16 protein-coding genes are annotated in these 19332 nt (G+C 58.9%); 11 read left to right on the forward strand and 5 right to left on the reverse strand.

Annotation, left to right across the window (positions count from 1 at the left end; translation table 11 throughout):
• Positions 1-22 precede the first annotated feature (22 nt).
• The 7 genes from yvcK to secG all read left to right on the forward strand — a co-directional run bounded on the left by yvcK (position 23) and on the right by secG (position 8885).
• Positions 23-970 (forward strand): gluconeogenesis factor YvcK family protein, encoded by a 948-nt coding sequence (yvcK, locus tag HMPREF3135_RS04915; protein ID WP_048731879.1) that lies wholly within the window; start codon positions 23-25, stop codon positions 968-970.
• 191 nt (positions 971-1161) lie between these two features.
• A complete protein-coding gene (whiA, locus tag HMPREF3135_RS04920) occupies positions 1162-2160 on the forward strand; it encodes a DNA-binding protein WhiA (RefSeq protein WP_048731892.1) in 999 nt (332 codons plus the stop codon).
• A gap of 183 nt (positions 2161-2343) precedes the next feature.
• Positions 2344-3348 (forward strand): type I glyceraldehyde-3-phosphate dehydrogenase, encoded by a 1005-nt coding sequence (gene gap / locus HMPREF3135_RS04925; protein WP_048731894.1) that lies wholly within the window; start codon positions 2344-2346, stop codon positions 3346-3348.
• A 110-nt stretch (positions 3349-3458) separates the two neighbouring features.
• Positions 3459-4670, forward strand: a complete 1212-nt coding sequence (gene pgk, locus HMPREF3135_RS04930) for a phosphoglycerate kinase (protein WP_049172950.1) — start codon at positions 3459-3461, stop codon at positions 4668-4670.
• 69 nt (positions 4671-4739) lie between these two features.
• Positions 4740-5528 carry a triose-phosphate isomerase gene (gene tpiA / locus HMPREF3135_RS04935; protein WP_049172948.1) on the forward strand — a complete coding sequence of 263 codons (789 nt, stop codon included), beginning with the start codon at positions 4740-4742 and terminating at the stop codon, positions 5526-5528.
• Positions 5529-5730: 202 nt separating this feature from the next.
• Positions 5731-8559 (forward strand): phosphoenolpyruvate carboxylase, encoded by a 2829-nt coding sequence (gene ppc / locus HMPREF3135_RS04940; protein WP_070438404.1) that lies wholly within the window; start codon positions 5731-5733, stop codon positions 8557-8559.
• An 89-nt stretch (positions 8560-8648) separates the two neighbouring features.
• Complete coding sequence (gene secG / locus HMPREF3135_RS04945) at positions 8649-8885, forward strand: preprotein translocase subunit SecG (RefSeq protein ID WP_005510775.1); 237 nt, start codon at positions 8649-8651, stop codon at positions 8883-8885.
• A 117-nt stretch (positions 8886-9002) separates the two neighbouring features.
• Here secG and pgl read toward each other — a convergent pair whose 3' ends face one another.
• The 3 genes from pgl to zwf are packed head-to-tail and all read right to left on the reverse strand — an operon-like array spanning position 9003 to position 12348.
• A complete protein-coding gene (gene pgl, locus HMPREF3135_RS04950) occupies positions 9003-9770 on the reverse strand; it encodes a 6-phosphogluconolactonase (RefSeq protein WP_048731884.1) in 768 nt (255 codons plus the stop codon).
• Positions 9767-10783 carry a glucose-6-phosphate dehydrogenase assembly protein OpcA gene (locus HMPREF3135_RS04955; protein WP_016422736.1) on the reverse strand — a complete coding sequence of 339 codons (1017 nt, stop codon included), beginning with the start codon at positions 10781-10783 and terminating at the stop codon, positions 9767-9769. Before HMPREF3135_RS04955 ends, pgl begins: the two co-directional genes overlap by 4 nt.
• A gap of 50 nt (positions 10784-10833) precedes the next feature.
• Positions 10834-12348, reverse strand: coding sequence for a glucose-6-phosphate dehydrogenase (gene zwf, locus HMPREF3135_RS04960; protein WP_224433710.1), 1515 nt, complete (start codon positions 12346-12348; stop codon positions 10834-10836).
• Between the two features lie 224 nt (positions 12349-12572).
• On the opposite strand from zwf, the gene HMPREF3135_RS04965 reads away from it, so the two are divergent.
• Genes HMPREF3135_RS04965 through HMPREF3135_RS04975 form a run of 3 tightly spaced genes read left to right on the forward strand, consistent with a single transcriptional unit; the run spans position 12573 to position 14367 of the window.
• Positions 12573-12935, forward strand: coding sequence for a GntR family transcriptional regulator (locus HMPREF3135_RS04965; protein ID WP_016422738.1), 363 nt, complete (start codon positions 12573-12575; stop codon positions 12933-12935).
• A complete protein-coding gene (locus HMPREF3135_RS04970; protein WP_069358692.1) occupies positions 12932-13651 on the forward strand; it encodes an AAA family ATPase in 720 nt (239 codons plus the stop codon). Before HMPREF3135_RS04965 ends, HMPREF3135_RS04970 begins: the two co-directional genes overlap by 4 nt.
• Entirely contained in the window at positions 13648-14367 is a 720-nt protein-coding gene (locus tag HMPREF3135_RS04975) for a hypothetical protein (protein WP_016422740.1), read from the forward strand. The genes HMPREF3135_RS04970 and HMPREF3135_RS04975 overlap by 4 nt, the downstream gene beginning before the upstream one ends.
• Before the next feature lie 268 nt (positions 14368-14635).
• On the opposite strand, the gene tal is transcribed toward HMPREF3135_RS04975, so the two are convergent.
• Together tal and tkt are read right to left on the reverse strand one after the other, a co-directional pair.
• The gene (gene tal / locus HMPREF3135_RS04980; RefSeq protein ID WP_070429456.1) at positions 14636-15751 is read right to left on the reverse strand and encodes a transaldolase; all 1116 of its coding nucleotides are present in this window, start codon (positions 15749-15751) and stop codon (positions 14636-14638) included.
• Positions 15752-15921: 170 nt separating this feature from the next.
• Positions 15922-18021 (reverse strand): transketolase, encoded by a 2100-nt coding sequence (gene tkt, locus HMPREF3135_RS04985; protein WP_049170630.1) that lies wholly within the window; start codon positions 18019-18021, stop codon positions 15922-15924.
• A 289-nt stretch (positions 18022-18310) separates the two neighbouring features.
• Between tkt and HMPREF3135_RS04990 the strand changes: the two genes are divergently transcribed.
• Entirely contained in the window at positions 18311-19225 is a 915-nt protein-coding gene (locus tag HMPREF3135_RS04990) for a heme o synthase (protein WP_172954651.1), read from the forward strand.
• Positions 19226-19332 lie beyond the last annotated feature (107 nt).

Genomic DNA, 19332 nt, shown 5'->3' on the forward strand with positions numbered 1-19332 from the left:
GGTTTTCGTGGAGGTGTAGAAATTGACATCAATTACCAGTCTGGGTGGCGGTCATGGTCTATTTGCCACGCTGAGAGCTGACCGTCAGGTTGCGGACCATGTCACAGCGGTGGTCACAGTTGCCGACGACGGCGGATCCTCGGGTCGCCTTCGTCGTGAGCTGGGGCAGATTCCCCCTGGAGACCTTCGCATGGCACTCGCCGCGCTTTCCGCAGATACGGAAAAAGGCGATCTGTGGGAAAAGACACTGCAGCACCGCTTTGGCGGAACTGGCGCACTGGCAGGGCATGCGATTGGCAATCTGATTATCGCTGGCCTCACCAGTGTGATGGGAAATGAAGTCGACGCGCTTGACGAAATTGGCCGGTTGCTGCAAATCCGGGGTCGCGTCGTGCCCATGTCGCCGATCCCGCTAGAGATTGAGGCCGAAGTCGTTGGCTTGGAGCAGGATGCTCGCGTTGTGCGCCAGGTCCGTGGCCAGGTCGCAGTGGCCACGACACCTGGCCAGGTGCGCCGAATCCGGCTGATTCCTGAGACTCCGCCGGCATCCGAGGAGGCCATTGAAGCTATCCTCAATGCCGATTTGGTGACGCTGGGTCCGGGTTCGTGGTTTACTTCGGTTCTGCCACATCTTCAGGTGCCCGGGCTGCGGGATGCTCTGCAAGAAACCAATGCCACAACCGTCGTGGTGCTGAATCTTGTCGCCGAGCCGGGGGAGACCGCCGGTTTTTCTTCCGAACGGCACATCCATATGCTCACGCAGCATGCACCTAACTTGAAGCTCAATTACGTGCTTGTCGACGACAACACGCCGCTCGCGGATACCGAACGAGAATACCTGCAGCGAGCGGCGGATAGCCTAGACGCGCAGGTTGTCTTCGCCGATGTGCAAGAAGTTGATGACCACGGAGCTCTGACGGGTCGGCATTCGCCGGAGAAACTAGCTGTCGCACTTCGTCAGTTCCTCTAAAGCGTCCGGTCAGTCGAGGGTTTTTATGCATTCTCCTGCGAGGATGCAATAGACAATCAACTAATTGCCACTCGATTGGTACCGGATACTATCCTTGAGGTTTATTGCTAAAGCTCAAATGGGGTTAATTTTACCTAAATTAACCAGGCCCAAACCCAGCTCGTACACATGAAATGAGGATGGACAGCATCGTGGCATTGACGGCGAAGGTCAAAGACGAACTAGCCCGCGTGTCAGTTTCGCAGGAAAGCGCTCAGGCAGCGGAGATTTCGACCCTGTTCCGCTTCGCAGGAGGACTCCACCTGGTGGCAGGTTCGATTGTGCTGGAGGCTGAGTTGGATTCCGGCGCTGTCGCACGCCGCCTGCGCTCCATGCTGGCCGAACTCTACGATGTCAAAGCCAGCCTCAATGTCTTGTCTCCCGGCGGCTTGCGAAAGACCTCGAAGTACATCGTGCGGGTAACTGATGGCGCGGAACTCGTCGTTAGGCAAACTGGCCTGATCGACTCTGCAGGACGTCCCGTACGTGGGCTACCACGCAAGCTGATCATGGGACAGAAGATCGATCAAGAAGCTGCATGGAGGGGTGCCTTTTTGGCACATGGTTCACTGACTGAGCCGGGGCGTTCCTCAGCTTTGGAAGTCACTGCTCCCTCTGCAGAAGCGGCACTTGCATTGGTGGGATGTGCTCGTAGACTCGGAATTACGGCTAAGAGCAAGGAGAATAAATCCCGCGGTGGCGATCGTGTAATCATCCGGGAGGGCGATGCAATCGGTGCGCTGCTGACGCGAATGGGAGCCCAGACTACTCGCCTGCAGTGGGAAGAACAGCGAATGCGTCGTGAAGTGCGAGCGACGGCCACTCGTTTGGCAAACTTCGACGATGCCAACCTGCGGCGCTCGGCTCGTGCGGCCGTTATTGCAGCAGCGCGAGTAGAGCGTGCTTTAGAGATTCTCGGTGACGATGTACCAGACCATTTGGTGTCTGCAGGACAGCTGCGCATCGAGCACAAGCAGGCTTCACTGGAAGAACTTGGGCAGCTGGCAAATCCGCCAATGACCAAGGACGCCGTCGCAGGACGCATCCGCCGTTTGCTCTCCATGGCGGACAAAAGAGCAAACGAACTCGGAATTCCCCCCACAACTGCAGTCGTTACAGACGAACTTTTTGACAAAGAAGTTGACGAGTAAAGCACCTGTTATGCCTAGTCAGGTGCGTAATTTTTGATAAATCTCCGTTTATTTGGGATTTTCGCACCAAACCACCGCTGCGCGAATGAAAAACCCAACGTACACTTCTGTAGTGAACCTGTTGGAGCGCAATCAGCGCCCTGACAAGTGGCATCGATTCGCCAATCCATTAAGGAGATTATTGTGACGGTTCGTGTAGGTATTAACGGTTTTGGTCGCATCGGCCGCAACTTCTTCCGCTCCCTGCTCGCTGCGGGCGCTGACCTGGAAGTCGTTGCTGTAAACGACCTCACTGATAACAAGACCCTGGCTCACCTGCTCAAGTACGACTCCATCATGGGCAAGCTTGACGCAGAGGTCACCTACGACGATGAGTCCCTCACCGTCAACGGCAAGCGCATCGCGGCATACGCTGAGCGCGACCCGAAGGACCTGCCGTGGGGCAAGCACGAGGTCGACATCGTCATTGAGTCCACCGGTTTCTTCACCGATGCCAACGCTGCCAAGGCTCACATCGAGGCTGGCGCCAAGAAGGTCATCATCTCCGCTCCGGCTAAGAACGAAGACGCAACCTTCGTTGTCGGTGTTAACCACACTGACTACGACCCGGAGAAGCACAACATCATTTCGAACGCTTCTTGCACCACCAACTGCCTGGCTCCGATGGCTAAGGTCCTGGACGACAAGTTCGGCATCGAGCGCGGTCTCATGACCACCATCCACGCATACACCGGTGACCAGCGTCTGCACGACGCTCCGCACAAGGACCTGCGTCGCGCCCGCGCTGCTGCACTGAACATTGTTCCGACCTCCACCGGTGCTGCAAAGGCAGTCGCTCTGGTTCTGCCGCAGCTCAAGGGTCTGCTGGACGGCTACGCACTGCGTGTTCCGACCCCGACCGGCTCTGTCACCGACCTGACCTTCACTGCGAAGAGCGAGGTCACCGTCGAGTCCGTCAATGCTGCCATCAAGGAAGCTGCTGAGGGCGAGCTCAAGGGTGTTCTGGGCTACAACGAGGACCCAATCGTTTCCAAGGACATCGAGGGCGACCCGCGTTCCTCGATCTTCGACGCACCGCTGACCAAGGTCATCGGCGATCAGGTCAAGGTTGTCTCCTGGTACGACAACGAGTGGGGCTACTCCAACCGCCTCGTCGACCTGGCTGTCTACGTCGGTGAGCGCCTCTAATAACTCACCTGGTTAATCCCAGACCCCGAACGGGCCGGGGTGGTTGCGCCTGAGTAGGGCACGCCACCCGCGGCCCGTTTTTTACACACTTTCACAAGGATTTCATTGAGATGACTGTTAAGACTGTCAAAGACCTGATCAACGAAGGTATTGAAGGCCGTTACGTCCTCGTCCGCTCCGACTTTAACGTCCCACTGAAAGACGGCGTTATCACCGATCCGGGTCGAATCGATGCTTCGCTGCCCACCCTGTCCGCGCTTGTCGAGGCCGGCGCCAAGGTCGTTGTTATGGCTCACCTGGGTCGCCCGAAGGGCGAGGTTAAGTCCGAGTTCTCCCTGGCCCCGGTCGCTGAGGCGCTATCTGAGCGCCTGGAGCAGTACGTCGCGCTCGCCGGTGATGTCTCCGGTGAGGACGCGCACGAGCGCGCTAATGGCCTGACCGAGGGCGATGTACTCTTGTTGGAGAACGTCCGCTTCGATCCGCGCGAGACCTCCAAGGACGAGGCAGAGCGCGCCGAGTTCGCAGCCGAGCTGGCTGCACTAGTTCCGGACGGAGCGTTTGTTTCCGACGGTTTCGGTGTTGTTCACCGCGCCCAGGCTTCCGTCTTCGACGTCGCTAAGAAGCTGCCGCACTACGCCGGCAATCTGGTTCAGGCTGAGCTTGAGGTTCTGCGCAAGGTTGCAGAGACCCCGGAGAAGCCGTACACCGTCGTGCTCGGCGGTTCCAAGGTTTCCGACAAGCTGGGCGTTATTGAGGCTCTCGCGCCGAAGGTTGACTCCCTGGTCATCGGCGGCGGCATGTGCTTCACCTTCCTGGCTGCCAAGGGCTACGCCGTTGGCGCATCCCTGCTGCAGGAAGAGATGATTGACACCTGTAAGGATCTGCTGGACCGCTACGGCGATAAGATCGTTCTGCCAACCGACGTAGTCGTGGCTGACAAGTTCGCTGCAGACGCTGAAAACAAGGTGGTAGACGCCACCGAGATTCCGGAAGGCTGGATGGGCCTGGACATCGGACCGGCTTCCGCCGAGGCATTCGGCAAGGTGCTCGCTGAGTCCAAGACTGTGTTCTGGAACGGCCCGATGGGCGTGTTCGAGATGGAGGCTTTCGCAGCTGGCACCCGCGAGGTTGCACAGGCCATCATCGATGCCACCACTAACAACGGTTGCTTCTCCGTCGTCGGTGGCGGCGACTCCGCAGCAGCAGTACGTACTCTGGGGTTGAACGAGGACGGCTTCAGCCACATCTCCACTGGTGGTGGCGCTTCGCTGGAGTTCCTCGAGGGTAAGACTCTGCCGGGCGTCTCCGTCCTGGAAGACTAAGATTTTTCCACCACCGGATTTTCATCGCTTAAAAATCCGCTAATTGATAGGGAAGTGAATTCCACCACTATGGCACGTACACCATTTATTGCTGGTAACTGGAAGATGAACCTGAACCATCTCGAGGCTATCGGTGTGGTGCAGAAACTCGCGTTCGCTCTGCCGAAGGAGTACTACGACAAGGTTGACGTCGCTGTCATCCCGCCGTTTACCGACCTGCGTTCGGTCCAGACTCTGGTTGAGGGCGATAAGCTCGGCGTCACTTACGGCGCGCAGGATGTCTCAGTCCACGAGTCCGGCGCTTACACCGGCGAGATTTCCGCATCGATGCTGGCAAAGCTCGGCTGCACCTGGGTCGTCGTCGGTCACTCCGAGCGTCGCGATATGCACGCAGAGGACGATGAGCTGGTCGCAAAGAAGGCCAAGGCAGCACTGCGCGAGGGCATGAACCCAATCGTCTGTGTCGGCGAGCCGCTGGAGGTCCGAGAGGCCGAAGAGCACGTCGAGTACGTTGTCTCTCAGGTCAAGGGCTCCCTGGCTAATCTGACCAACGCTGAGCTGGCCAAGACCGTCATCGCTTACGAGCCTGTCTGGGCTATCGGCACCGGTAAGGTCGCATCGGCTGCAGACGCGCAGGAAGTCTGTGCAGCTATCCGCGAGACCGTCGCAGAAATTGGGGACGCGAACATCGCAAAGGAGATGCGCATCCTCTACGGTGGTTCCGTCAAGGCCGAGAACGTCGCTGAGATCGTCGGCAAGCCCGACGTCGACGGCGGCCTCGTCGGTGGCGCTTCGCTCGACGGTGAAGCATTCGCGAAGCTCTGCGCACTTGCTGCAGATGCCGCTCAGAACGCCTAAGTGCATATAAATTCAGAACAACTGATAAGATAGGCGCCATGCGCGACCCCGGATTGGTTTTATTGATTCTCATAAAACCGATTCGGGGTTATTGCCTTTAGGCGGACTCAATCCAGGCACACCGACTGGCAATGTTTTAGCGCGATACATTTCCCGAGGCTTTCCACTTGGAATGCCCGGCAGTTTTCAAAGGACGTGCTCAATGAACGAACAAGTACATGGTGACACTGACCGACACACTGCAAGCAATGAGCAATCCTCATCGACCGCTACCGCGAAGCAGCAGGACTTGCTCTGGGAGGATATTCGCCACCTGGGTCGAATTCTTGGGCAGGTAATCCGCGAGCAAGAGGGTGACGAGGTCTTTAACCTGGTCGAAAATGCTCGCCGTGCAGCCTTCGAACTCCATCGTGGCGATGGCGACATCGAGAAGCTCACCGGCCTCTTCCGCGATATTGACCCAGCCGAGGCAAGCCCTGTCATCCGTGCTTTCACGCACTTCGCACTTTTGGCCAACCTCGCTGAGGATTTGCACGAGGAGCTGGGCATCGAGGCATCTCTCGATGCTGGCGATCCACCGCAGGACTCCACGCTGGAGGCAACATGGCAGAAGCTTCGCGACGCCAAGGTTTCCGGCGGCGCGATTGCGGACATGATGGACCACATTGAGGTCGTCCCGGTTCTGACCGCACACCCAACGGAAACTCGTCGTCGCACAGTGTTCGATGTGCAGAAGCACATCACGGCCGCAATGCGGCGCCGCCACGAGATTCAGGCGGCCCCGATGAATGCGCGCACCGCGGACCGACTCGCTGAGATTGATGCCGATATCCGCCGCCGTATCCTGACGCTGTGGCAAACGGCTCTCATTCGCATGAACCGCCCGGACATTCGCGATGAGGTCGAGGTTGGTCTTCGCTACTACCAGCTTTCTCTGCTGGAAGCTGTGCCACAGATTAACCGAGACGTCGTCAAGCACTTGCGTCAGCTCGGCGGCAACAAGTTGCCTGCTAACCCAACGATTCGCATGGGCTCGTGGATTGGCGGTGACCACGACGGCAACCCATACGTGACAGAGGAGACGCTGCGCTATGCCTCCGATAGGGCGGCGGGTACGATCCTGCGTCACTACTTCTCGCAGCTGCACCTGCTGGAGCGCGAGCTCAGTCTCAGCGACCGCCTGACCAAGGTCACCGTGGATCTGGTCGCTCTGGCCAGCCGCGGCCACAATGACGTACCTAACCGCGAAGATGAGCCGTACCGTCGTGCGGTTCACGGTATCCGCGGTCGCGTGGCGGCAACAGCGGTGAACTTCTTCGACGAGTCCATCATCGAGGGCGACTGGTCAGAATTCACTCCGTATGACAACGCCGAGGAGCTACTTGAAGAGCTCTCGATTATCGACGACTCACTGCGGTCCAGCCACGATGACCTCATCGCCGATCACCGCCTGCGCGATCTGATTGATTCAGTCGAAGTATTTGGTTTCCACCTGTACTCGATTGATATCCGCCAGAATTCGGACTCTCATGAGGAAATCCTCACCGAGCTGTTCTCCGCTGCCGGTGTGGTGGACAACTACGCGGGATTGAAGGAAGCTGACAAGGTCGAGCTGCTGACCAAGGAACTGCAGTCCTCCCGTCCGCTGGTTTCGACTTCCGCAGATCTTTCCGAAGCTACGGCTCGCGAGCTAGGCATTATGCGTGCGGCATCCCGTGCGGTGCGCAAGTACGGACACGACGCGGTACCGCACTGCATCATTTCGATGTGTACATCGGTCTCCGACCTGCTGGAGCCGATGATTCTGCTCAAGGAAGTCGGTCTGATTCGCCCGAATGGCTCCCAGCCGACCGGTTCTGTTGACGTCATTCCGCTGTTCGAAACCATCGAAGACCTGCAGGCTGGTGCCGACGTGCTGCGTGCTGCGTGGGACATTCCGGTCTACCGCGCATACGTGTCCGCACGCGGAGATCTGCAGGAAGTCATGCTTGGCTACTCCGACTCCAACAAGGACGGCGGGTACTTCGCTGCAAACTGGGCGCTTTACGACGCGGAGGTCGCCATCGTGGCAGCTGCGAAGGACAACGACATTCGCCTGCGTCTCTTCCATGGCCGCGGAGGTACTGTCGGCCGTGGTGGCGGTCCGTCCTACGAAGCAATCCTGGCGCAGCCGTCGGGTGCAGTCCAGGGGTCCGTGCGTATCACTGAGCAGGGCGAGATTATCTCTGCAAAGTACGGTCACCCTGCAGCGGCACGCAGGAACCTCGCCGCGCTGGTTTCGGCAACGATTGAGTCGACTCTGCTCGACGTCGATGACCTGAAGAACCCAGCTCGCGCCCACGAGATTATGTCGGAGATTTCCGACCTGTCTCGCGAGGCCTACTCGAAGCTCATGCACGAGGACCCGGGCTTTATTGACTTCTTCACGTCGTCGACCCCGGTCGATGAGATCGGCAGCCTGAACATCGGTTCGCGTCCGACCTCACGCAAGCAGACCCAGACCATTTCTGACCTGCGCGCAATTCCGTGGGTACTGTCCTGGTCGCAGCAGCGTTCTATGGTGCCGGGCTGGTTTGGTGTCGGCTCTGCACTGCAGGAGTGGATCGGCGAGGACGAAGACGGTTCCCGCCTGGCTGAGCTCCGTCAGCTCAACGAGATTTGGCCGTTCTTCAATTCGGTGCTGTCGAACATGGCGCAGGTCATGTCCAAGGCTGACCTGAACCTGGCGCGCGCCTACGCTAGCCTGTGCCAAGATAAGGCCGACGGTGAGCGCATCTACGGCATCATCAAGGCTGAGTTCGACCTGACTTTGGAGATGTTCCTGAAGGTAACCGGGTACAAGCACCTGCTGGAGGACAACCCGCTGCTCAGGCGCTCGGTGGACATGCGCTTCCCGTACCTTATGCCGCTGAACATCATCCAGCTTGAGATGCTGCGTCGCTACCGTGCCGGCGATAATCGCGACAAGGTGCGTCGGGGCATTCAGCTGACCATGAATGGTCTGGCAACTGCACTGCGCAACTCCGGCTAGGGATACGGCTAGGGATACCTAGCCAGCGGAGCAATTGCGCTAGTATAGTTGGAGTTCTTAAAGAAGCGACGTTTCAAAAGGAAGTGCGCGTGTACCTCGCCATTCAGATTGTCCTGGTCATCACATCAATCCTGATGACGCTGTTCATCCTGCTCCACAAGGGTAAGGGTGGCGGACTGTCCAGCCTCTTTGGTGGCGGCATGCAGTCGAATCTGTCCGGTTCGACTGTGGTGGAGAAGAACCTTGACCGCGTCACTATCGTGACCGTGATTATCTGGTTGCTCTGCATTGTCCTGTTGCTGCTGTTCAATACTTTCGGCTGGTAGGTTCCGCACGCAGCACGCCCCACCGCAGGCCTTTAAGCAATAAAAATTCCCGTCGATAGCATTTCGCTTATCGACGGGAATTTGCTGTTTCTGGGCTGTTAGCGGTGAAGCGGAAGCCTAGAGCTGTGCAGCCGCAGCATCGTCAACAAAGACAACGGTTTCCTGAACACCGCGAACCCCGGCCGCCGGCCACTGCGCTGGGTCGTCCTGCTGAGCGATAGCTGCAATTGCCTCAGCCTTTTCGCCGCCCGCTACAAGTAGCCACACACGCTGAGAGCTGGCGATGGCCGGCATCGTCAACGTGATGCGGGTCGGCGGTGGCTTCGGGCAGTTATGCACGTCCACGACCAAGCGTTCCTGCTCAGCCAGCGCTGCGGTATGTGGGAAAATCGAGTTGATGTGTCCCTCTCCGCCCATACCAAGAAGGTGAAGGTCAAAGCCATTTGGAGCCTTCTCCCGAACGATAGCTTCGTAGCTTTCGGCGGCCTCCGTGGTGGTCACGCCGCTGTCGGCAGCGGCAAACTCGAAGATGTTTTCCTCCGGCACGCCGACAGGGGACAAGAGACGCTTACGAGCAGCCAACGCATTGCGATCTGCCGAGTCGGCAGCGACAAAGCGTTCATCTCCGAAGAACACCAGGACTCGGTTCCAGTCGATGTCTCCGGAATCGTCGGCAAGCGCACTGAGCAAAGCGGTACCCGCGCCGCCACCGGTGAGAACGACGCGTACGAAACCGTCATCGGTGACCGGAGAGGCGTTGCCATGTTGGACGGCGACAACCGCATCGATGAAGCGCTGACGTGCAGCCTCGACGATGCCCGCCTGGTCAGCGGCGCGGTGGAACTGAGGGGCAGGGACGGTATTCGACGCGTTATCGGTGGTCACTTGTCAGAGACTCCTGGTTCGTTAGCGAAGCTAGTTGTTGTGGACGTCGGAGGTTGCATTCCCACCGTGTGAATCTGGCTGAGGCCACGCAGGGCACGTCCGTAGGCAGTATCGTGGTCGAGGTGACGCAGCTCCTCTGCCAAACATTCGGAGCGTGTTGGACGCGATACTGCGACCTTGAACGGGGGTTTTTCTCCGTTGGTGACCGATGCAGTGGTGGCGCTTTCAATATCGATGCGCAAAGTCTGGCCATTTTCACGCTCAAAGGCGACGGAGGTCACCGGTGGCTTGGCGCGGCCCTTTTCGTCCACCGGAATCTTCTTCTCACCGGTGGAGTAACGGTTGACCGGCAGCCCCAGGCGATCTGCCAACCATCCGGCGGCGACCTCGACCGATGGCGAGTCCTGTGGGCCGTAGATGGACACGGAGGTCACCGGCGAATGCGGCGGCAAGTCGAAAGCGGATGCCAACACACCGCGCCAGTTCGTCAGCCGCGACCAGCTCAGGTCGGAATCGCCGGGCGTGTAGCCCGTACGGCGCGTGTAGATAGCGTTGCTATTCGGGTCACAGAGTGAATCGGTGATACGGCGCTGGGCAATTCGGCCGATTGGTGTCGCCGCTGGGACCTGCGGCGCCTCAGACGGCCACCACGCCACGACCGGCGTATCCGGCAGCAGCAGGGGAGTCACCACAGAGCTGTGGTGCTGACCAATCTCACCGGACATATGCATAACGACGATCTCAGCGGCACCGGCATCACCACCGACGCGGAGCTCCGCGTCAAGGCGATTGTCCAGGCGTGGATCATCGGAGACCAATACCAGCACACGGGATGGGTGCTCGCGGGAAACGGAGTTGACCGTGGAAATAATGTTTTCCAGGTCGTCTTCGCTTTTGGCCAAAACAATCAGGGTGAGGACACGGCCCGTGGTGACGATGCCGCCCTGCTCTCGAAGCTGCACCAACTGACGAGCAATGCTCGCAGTGTCAGTGTCTGGCAAATTGACAATCATGAAAGTGTTCTTTCTGTCAGAAAATTCTTAAGAACTGAGAGGTCGGCAACCTATGGCCGTCGCCAAGCGCGACCGTCGCGCTCGAGCATGTGGTCAGCGGAGGAAGGCCCCCACGAACCTGCGGGGTAGCCCTCGGGACGACCGCGCTTGGCCCAGTACTCGATGATGGGGTCAAGAATCTTCCAGGACAGCTCGACTTCCTCGTTGGTGGGGAAGAGGCTGGCCTCGTCGAGAAGCGCATCCAGAATCAGGCGCTCGTAGGCCTCTGGCGACTGCTCGGTAAACACCTCGGAGTAGGAGAAGTCCATGTTGACATCGCGCACCTCCATGGCCGAGCCCGGGACCTTCGAGCCGAAGCGCATGAGCACGCCTTCGTCTGGCTGAACACGGATGACCATTGCGTTCTGGCCGAGAGCGGCAGTCATTGTCTCTGCGAAGGGCAGGTGAGGTGCGGACTTAAAGACCAGCGCAATTTCAGTGACGCGGCGGCCGAGGCGCTTGCCGGTGCGCAGGTAGAAGGGGACACCGGCCCAGCGACGGGAGTTGATCTGCAGCGTACAGGCGGCGTAGGTCTCGGTCGTGGATTCGGGGTCGAAGCCTTCCTCATCGCGCAGCCCCGGCACGAAGTTGCTGCCCTGCCAATCCGCCGTGTACTGGCCACGAGCGGTGTATTTCGAAAACGGACGCACTGGCTCGACGGCACGCAGAACCTTAATCTTTTCCGCCTGCAGCTCTTCCGGGGTAAAGGCGATGGGCTCTTCCATTGCCACCAGCGCCAGGAGCTGGAGTAGGTGGTTCTGAATCACGTCACGAGCTGCACCAATACCGTCGTAGTAGCCAGCGCGACCGCCCAAACCAATGTCCTCGGCCATGGTGATCTGGACGTGGTCAATGTAGTGAGAATTCCACATCGGATCGAACAACTGGTTGGCAAAACGCATGGCCAGAATGTTCTGGACGGTTTCCTTGCCCAGGTAGTGGTCGATGCGGAACACAGCGTCTTCTGGGAAGACCGAGTTCACAATCCGGTTGAGTTCCTGAGCGGAGGCTAGGTCGTGTCCGAATGGCTTCTCAATAATCACGCGACGCCAATAATCCTCGCCCGACTGCGCCAGCCCCGAACGATCGAGCTGATGACAGACATCGGGGAAGTTAGCTGGCGGAATGGACAGGTAGTAGGCCCAGTTGCCAGCGGTGCCGCGGGAGCGATCGAGCTCCTCAAGTTGTGCGGCCAGGCGATCGAAGGCCTCGTCATCGGTGAAGGTACCGGTGACAAAGTGAATGCCCTCAGCCAGGCGCTGCCAGACACTCTCACGGAAGTCTGTGCGGGCGCCCTGTTCCACTGCGGTGCGCACATAATCCTCAAAGTCCTGTTTCGACCATTCGCGACGACCGTAGCCAACTAACGCGAAGGAGGCAGGCAGCAGACCGCGGTTGGCCAGATCGTAAATGGCAGGCAGAAGCTTCTTTCGGGCCAGATCGCCCGTCACTCCGAAAATCACCATGCCGCCCGGGCCCGCAATACGCGGCAAGCGTTTATCCTGTGGGTCGCGCAGCGGGTTGATGTATCCGTCGTGGTTGGTGCTGCCATCTCCGTTGTGCCGAGAACTGGCAGTAGGGGAGTTCGAATCGTTGCGTTGCAGAGAATCACTCACGGTTTACATAATGTCATATCGAGAAAAGTCCGGTGGAATCGTTTCCGATTCCTCCGATGGGGCCTTGACGGGTCCCTTTCTTCTGCCTTAGGTTTATGACCTAGGTGGTATACCCATAAACCACGGAGGTGTATATGCAGGCGAAGGAGGCGGACCCTCGGCCCATCTACGTCCAGATCGCCGAGGATCTGAAATCAATGATTTTGTCCGGGGAGCTCTCGGCTGAGGATCGTGCCCCTTCAACCAAGGAGCTCTCGGAGTTCTATCAGGTCAACCCAACCACGGCCGCCAAGGCCATGACGGAACTGTCGATGGTGGGGCTTGTGGAGAAGAAAAGAGGACTCGGAATGTTTGTCACTCCAGATGCCCGTGAGCGCATTCGCGCTGAGCGTCGTGAAGCGTTCCAGCGCACCTACATCGAGCCGTTAAAAGCGGAGGCCGGCATTCTCGGCCTCACGCTCCACGACATCATCGCCATGCTGGAGGAGGAGAAATGAGCATCTACGGCGTGATTGGCCCCAACGGCGCCGGCAAGACTTACTACCTGCGTACCCTCGCGCAGATGCCTACGGCGGCCCTGGCGAAGGCTGCACCCGACACCCAGGTCTTCGGTGCCACCCCGCGCGAATATTTCCAGATCCTGCGCACCGGCTGGGATCAGCTCGATGTGCCCCACGCGGAGTCCCTCCTCGATTTCCCCGCTGACACCCCTATCAAAAAGCTCAGCCTGGGCCAGCGCCAGCTGCTCATCGCCGCTGCCACCCTGGCATCGGGCAAGGAAGCATTGCTTTTCGACGAGCCCTTCAACGGCCTCGATGTCGAGCACCGCGCCACATTGCGCGGCATGCTTATCGACTCGGCCGAATCGGCCAACATTGTGGTCACCTCGCAGCACTCCCAGGATCTAGCCGGCCTAGTCGACACCTTGATTGTCATCCACAAGCAGGATGCGTACGGGCCCTATGACGTCGATAAGCTGCGCGCTAGCCATCCGGTGCTGCGAGGCCCTACGGATCTCGTGGCGCAGGTGGCCGGCCCAGTGCTCGCTAAGAAAACCCTCGGCGAGCGCTGCGAGGCAATCCTGGCTACAGAGCTCAGTTCGTCTGCCGCTGCGCATGCCCGCGCCCTCGGCGTTGAGGTGAGCTACCTCGACCCCGCGGCCCTCATCGACCTCGCAAGCACCTCCTCCTACATCGAACGGAGCAAGAAATGAGCACCGGAGCTTTCATCGCGACCAACAAGAAAACCTTCCTCGGTGTTGCCGCCGTGGCCATCCTGTACTCGGCCTTCGGGCGCATGCTCGTAGGCAGCGGAACCGGCAACACCTTGCTTGGCATTATCGCGCTGGGCATCCTCTTCCTCATCACAGCCCGGCGTTCGGTCACCCTGCGTGACTACGGCGTGAGCACCGCCCGCTGGGTACGCTCCGCAATCATCGCAATCTTGGGCACATCGTTGGTGGCTACCGCCTTCATCGTCACGGCGATGGTCATCGAACAGAACAAGTCCGGTTACTACCGCGGATTCGATAGCTTCATTGTCACCTCCGGACCGGCCCTGTTTCCGGACACTAACGGGGAGCTGTACATGATTGAGGATTCCGGGCAAAACTACACCACAGTTCTGCTCACCGCGCTGTGCGTCTTCTTGAGCTTCCTCATGGCTACCGTGGCGAGCACCGCAGTCGGCACCGTCGCCGGCGCGAAGGGCACTCGTGCAGGATCGATCACCATTGGCCTGGCCCTGGTCACGCTCTTCCTCTTTAGCTATCTGCTGGACGTGACCGACTCCGTACCGGGCGCCCCCTGGCCGGCTGTGCCGATCTTTGCCTCAATCATCACCGTAATCTCTGCGTTCGTGATGGCCTGGGCATTAAAGGAAGAGAAACGCCCGCTGCCCACTGTGCGCCCCGCCTTCGCCGCGTCCTAGCTCCATCAAAAAAGCTCCCCTGCGCGGGGAGCTTTTTCATGTCCAACGTTGAAAATGCGGGTTAAGTAACACAACAGGCGAACCGAAACTGACAACCCCAAAAGTTACGGGCTGCAAATGTGAAACTGTGCAAGTTTATGACACCTTCAGGCTATTTTTCGGGCCGTTTTTGACATAAACGCAGTCAGTAACTCGGATCGGCAGGCGACCTGCTGGCGCCAGCCAGAAACGCAGCCACTACCAACAGGCACATAGATAATCAGCAGGCTTACTTCAGCTGCTCCATGCGCTGTGCAATCGACTCAAGCAGGGATTGCCAGGAGTCCACGAACTTCTCCACGCCCTCGCGCTCCAGGACAGCGAAGACATCATCGAGGTCGATGCCAATCTCGCTGAGCTGAGTCATAACGGCATTGGCTGCTTCCCCCTGGCCGCTGACGGCGTCGCGAACCTCGCCCTCGAAGCCCGCAGTAGCACGCAGCGTCTTCTCCGGCATGGTATTCACAGTCTGCGGTGCAGCCAGCTCAGTGACGTAGAGGGTGTCCGGGTAAGCCGGGTTCTTCACACCGGTCGAAGCCCACAGCAGGCGCTGCGGCTTAGCACCGGCGTTTTCCAGCTGTGCCCAGCGAATATTCTGCGCCGAGAAAGTCTCCTCGAACTTGGCGTAAGCTGCACGGGCATTGGCCAGACCAGCCTTGCCGCGCAGAGCCAGGGCCTCCACGGAGCCGATCTTGTCCAGGCGAGCATCGATTTCGGTGTCAACGCGGGAAACAAACAGCGACGCAACAGAGTGAACCGAAGCCAGGTCCACGCCGTTGTCCTTCGCACGCTCAATGCCCTCGATGAACGCATCAATGACCTGCAGGTAACGCTCCACCGAGAAAATCAGGGTGACGTTTACCGAGATTCCCTCGGACAGAGCCTGGGTGACAGCCGGCAGGGAAGCATCGGTCGCCGGAATCTTAATCATCGCGTTCTGCTTGCCGACGCGCTCCCAGAGCTTACGGGCCTGCGCAATCGTGGCCTCGTAGTTGTCGGCGTAGCGAGGATCGACCTCGATGGAAACACGGCCATCGACACCGTCGGTTTCTTCGGATACACCAGCGAAAAGGTCACAGGCATCGCGGACGTCGTCGATTGCCATCGCGAACACAGCATCTGCCGGGTTCGCACCCTCTGCAGTGAGCTGCGCCAGCTGAGAGTCGTAATCCTCACCGGCGGTCATCGCCGAAGAGAAGATTGCCGGGTTAGTAGTGACACCGACAACCCGAAGCTCTTCAATAAGATTTTTCAAATCGCCCGAGGTGAGGCGCTGGCGCGAAAGATCGTCGAGCCACGCCGAAGTCCCTACCTTGGCGAGCGCTTCCATCGTGGTGTTTCCCATAGTGTTTAACGCCTTTCTGTCAATACCGCTTCGTTGCCTAAAGACTTCGCTAAAAGTTGTATGTCCTTAAACTACTGTGCGTCACAAACAATACTGGCGCTACCGGAGCGCGGTACGGTTTTCACAAATCCCGTCCCGACAACGGCCGATAGCGCCAGGTTTTAACAAACTTACTTAGCAGCCTCGATGGACTCCTTGGCGGCATCGACAACAGCCTCTGCTGTGATGCCGAACTTCTCGAACAGCTCCTTGTACGGAGCCGATGCACCGAAGTGCTCCAGGGAGACAGCGCGACCAGCATCACCCAGGTGGCGGTACCACGGCATTGCAATACCGGCCTCAACCGAGACACGAGCGCGGACGGACTTCGGCAGAACCTGCTCGCGGTAGGCATCGTCCTGCTGCTCGAACCAGTCAAGACACGGAACGGAGACAACGCGGGCGCTGACGCCTTCCTCAGCCAGCTTGTCAGCAGCTTCGACAGCGAGGTGAACTTCCGAACCGGTAGCCATCAGGATGACGTCCGGGGTCTCCTTGGCACCGTCGACAAGCACGTACGCACCACGACGGACGCCCTCAGCGGCCTTCTCCTTGGTACCTTCCAAGACCGGAACGTTCTGGCGGGTCAGGGCCAGAGCCTTCGGGCCTGCCTCGCCCTGAAGAACAGCGGCCCAAGCCTGAGCGGTCTCGTTAGCGTCAGCCGGGCGGACAGTGGACACACCCGGGATAGCGCGCAGCGAAGCCAGCTGTTCAACAGGCTGGTGCGTCGGACCGTCTTCGCCCAGACCAATGGAGTCGTGAGTCCAGACGTAAATAGGGGAGATGCCCATCAGCGATGCTAGGCGGACAGCCGGACGCATGTAGTCCGAGAAGATAAGGAAGGTGCCGCCGTACGGACGGGTGCCACCGTGGAGCAGAATGCCGTTGAGGATCGAGCCCATGGCGTGCTCACGGATACCGAAGTGCAGATTGCGGCCGTACGGGTCGGTGGTCCAGGTACCGGTGGTGATGGACTTCGGGCCGAAGGACGGCTCACCCTTCAGGACGGTGTTGTTGGAGCCAGCCAGGTCAGCCGAGCCACCCCACAGCTCCGGCAGGGTCTTGCCCAGTGCCTGCAGCGCGGCCTCAGAGGCCTTGCGGGTAGCAACGCCCTTCTCGTCCGGCTCCCAGGTCGGCAGCTCAGCGTCGAAGCCCTCCGGCAGCTCGCCAGCGGTCAGACGGTCCAGCAGAGCCTTGCGCTCCGGGTTAGCCGCAGCCCACTCGTCGAACTTGACCTGCCACTGTGCGTGAGCCTCAGCACCACGCTCAACCAGCTTGCGGGTGTGCTCAATGACCTCGTCAGCGACGTTAAAGCTCTTGTCGGTATCGAAGCCGAGAGCTTCCTTGATGCCGACAATCTCCTCGCCACCAAGAGCAGCACCGTGCGAAGCGCCGGTGTTCATCTTCGTCGGAGCCGGGTAAGCGATCACAGTGCGAACGCGAATGAAGGTCGGACGCTCCGTATCCTTCTTGGCCTCCTCGACAGCAGCCTCGAGTGCTGCGACGTCCTCGCCGCCGTCGACCTCAATGACCTGCCAGCCGTAAGCACGGTAGCGATCCGCGACATTCTCGGTGAAAGCAATGGTGGTGTCGTCCTCGATGGAGATGCCGTTGTCATCCCAGAAGACAATCAGGTTGCCCAGCTGCTGAGTGCCGGCCAGCGAGCCGGCCTCGGCAGTGACACCCTCCTGAACGTCACCATCAGAAGCGATGACGTACACGTAGTGGTCGAACGGAGACTCACCCGGAGCAGCTTCCGGGTCGAACAGCCCACGTTCCCGTCGCGAAGCCATGGCAAAACCGACAGCCGACGCCAGCCCCTGACCCAGCGGGCCAGTGGTGATTTCCACGCCGTCAGTGTGGCCGTACTCCGGGTGACCCGGGGTGAGTGCATCCCACGTACGCAGCGCCTTCAGGTCATCGAGCTCCAGGCCAAAACCGCCGAGGTAGAGCTGGACGTACTGCGTCAGAGAGGTGTGACCACAGGAGAGAATGAAACGGTCACGGCCGATCCACTTCGTATCCTTCGGGTCATGGCGCATAACGCGCTGGTAAAGAGAGTAAGCCAGCGGTGCGAGGCTCATCGCAGTGCCGGGGTGCCCCGAACCTGCCTTTTCAACGGCGTCTGCAGCCAGCACACGGGCCGTATCTACGGCCTTCGTATCCAAGTCAGACCAGTCCGAGGGGTAGTTGCGCACAACCCGTGCTTCATGCTCAGTCGACAGTGTCACGTGAATGACTCCTAGTATCCAAATGGATTAGTAAAATTCTCTTCCATACTAACTAGGATTGCGCGCTCCGGGTTCAAACCGGGCCGAATAGCTGAGAGATAAGTCTCAGAGGGCGCGCCGCACATGCTTTACGACGGTCATTATTGGAACCGTTATGATTACCGGTAAACTGATTGCCTGCCCCTCATTTAATTTTGCGGAAAAACTCGTCGGGAACTTTCCGACCGTTACATCCGACTATCTGTAAACGGGGGGTTTGTTTATGGCGCGTGAAAGGGACATTGCTTTGTTGGAAACAGTCAAGGCGTATATTGCACTGACTAAGCCAAGAATTATCGAGCTCCTGCTCGTCGCGGCCATTCCCGCAATGCTTCAGGCTGATCGCGGTCATGTTCACGTTGGACTGATTCTTCTCACCTTGTTCGGTGGTTGGTTGGGTGCCGCAGCTGCGCACACCTTCAACATGGTCATGGATTACGACATTGACCAGAAGATGCGCCGTACTCGCCGTCGCCCGCTCGCGCGCAACCAGGTTAGCCGTCGAGCGGCAGCGATTTTCGGCACTGTCTTGATGATTGCGTCGTTCCTATGGCTGTGGTTGCTGTGTAACTCGCTGCTGGCCGCCGTTTTCATTCTGATTACGATTGCCTTCTACATCTTCGTCTACACGTTGTGGCTGAAGCGACGTACTGATCAGAACGTAATTTGGGGTGGCGCTGCGGGGTGTATGCCGGTGATGGTCGGCTGGGCCGTGATCACTGACAACAACCCGGAGATTACGGGGCTGGCTCACTGGTGGCAGGCATTCATCCTGTTCCTGCTTATCTTCTTCTGGACTCCGCCGCACACCTGGGCATTGGGCCTGCGCTACAAGGAGGACTACAAGGCCGCTGGCGTGCCGATGATGCCAGTGGTCAAGCCGGCAATCGTCGTTTCCAAGCGCATTATTTACTACACCGCCGCGACCGTGATTACCACTCTGCTGTTGGTTCCGTACGCGGGTTGGATTTATCTGATTGGCGCCGTTGGCGCTGGTGCCTGGTTCCTGTGGGGCGCCATTGACCTGCACCGCCACGTTAAGACCGGTGGCAAGATCAAGCCGATGAAGCTGTTCTTCATGTCGAACAACTACTTGTCTATCGTCTGTGTGGCGCTTTCTCTCGATGCCGTACTCGGATTGCAGACAATTTCGAGCATGTTCTAGGGCAGTTGCTGAGCTCCTTTGAAGAGGCCCTTTCCGGTTGCGGGAAGGGTCTCTTTTTGTGTGTGGAGATGGGCACGGGGCTGCAAATGTGAAACTGTGCGAGTTTA

Origin of the sequence: Corynebacterium sp. HMSC14H10, assembly GCF_001807105.1 — a bacterium.
Classification (GTDB): domain Bacteria; phylum Actinomycetota; class Actinomycetes; order Mycobacteriales; family Mycobacteriaceae; genus Corynebacterium; species Corynebacterium jeikeium_D.

Coding starts and splice junctions, on each gene's coding strand:
- HMPREF3135_RS04965 (WP_016422738.1), top strand. CDS start 12,573: ATGCAGGCGAAGGAGGCGGACCCTCGGCCCATCTACGTCCAGATCGCC.
- tal (WP_070429456.1), bottom strand. CDS start 15,751: ATGGGAAACACCACGATGGAAGCGCTCGCCAAGGTAGGGACTTCGGCG.
- pgk (WP_049172950.1), top strand. CDS start 3,459: ATGACTGTTAAGACTGTCAAAGACCTGATCAACGAAGGTATTGAAGGC.
- tpiA (WP_049172948.1), top strand. CDS start 4,740: ATGGCACGTACACCATTTATTGCTGGTAACTGGAAGATGAACCTGAAC.
- ppc (WP_070438404.1), top strand. CDS start 5,731: ATGAACGAACAAGTACATGGTGACACTGACCGACACACTGCAAGCAAT.
- HMPREF3135_RS04975 (WP_016422740.1), top strand. CDS start 13,648: ATGAGCACCGGAGCTTTCATCGCGACCAACAAGAAAACCTTCCTCGGT.
- HMPREF3135_RS04970 (WP_069358692.1), top strand. CDS start 12,932: ATGAGCATCTACGGCGTGATTGGCCCCAACGGCGCCGGCAAGACTTAC.
- HMPREF3135_RS04955 (WP_016422736.1), bottom strand. CDS start 10,783: ATGATTGTCAATTTGCCAGACACTGACACTGCGAGCATTGCTCGTCAG.